This window comes from Vibrio sp. S457-15, assembly GCF_000960545.1.
In the GTDB taxonomy this organism is placed as follows: domain Bacteria; phylum Pseudomonadota; class Gammaproteobacteria; order Enterobacterales; family Vibrionaceae; genus Vibrio; species Vibrio parahaemolyticus.
This window is the reverse complement of the sequence record NZ_JYOQ01000116.1, coordinates 1-315: the sequence shown is the minus strand read 5'-3', so window position 1 is coordinate 315 and position 315 is coordinate 1. Positions and strand designations below refer to the sequence as shown.

The following is a 315-nucleotide window of genomic DNA, read 5'->3' as shown; positions in this document are numbered from 1 at the left end:
CCTTCACCCGAGTTCTCTCAAGCGCCTTGGTATTCTCTACCCGACCACCTGTGTCGGTTTGGGGTACGATTCCTTACAATCTGAAGCTTAGAGGCTTTTCCTGGAAGCATGGCATCAATGACTTCACACCCGTAGGTGCTCGACGTCGTGTCTCAGCCTTAAGAGAAACCGGATTTACCTAATCTCTCAGCCTACGCACTTGAACCTGGACAACCGTCGCCAGGCCCACCTAGCCTTCTCCGTCCCCCCATCGCAATTGTAAGAAGTACGGGAATATTAACCCGTTTCCCATCGACTACGCCTTTCGGCCTCGCC

General features: G+C 53.3%; 1 rRNA gene. It reads right to left on the bottom strand.

What is annotated here, in order from left to right:
* Positions 1-315: ribosomal RNA gene (locus UF05_RS10865) — 23S ribosomal RNA — on the bottom strand; the annotation flags it as partial.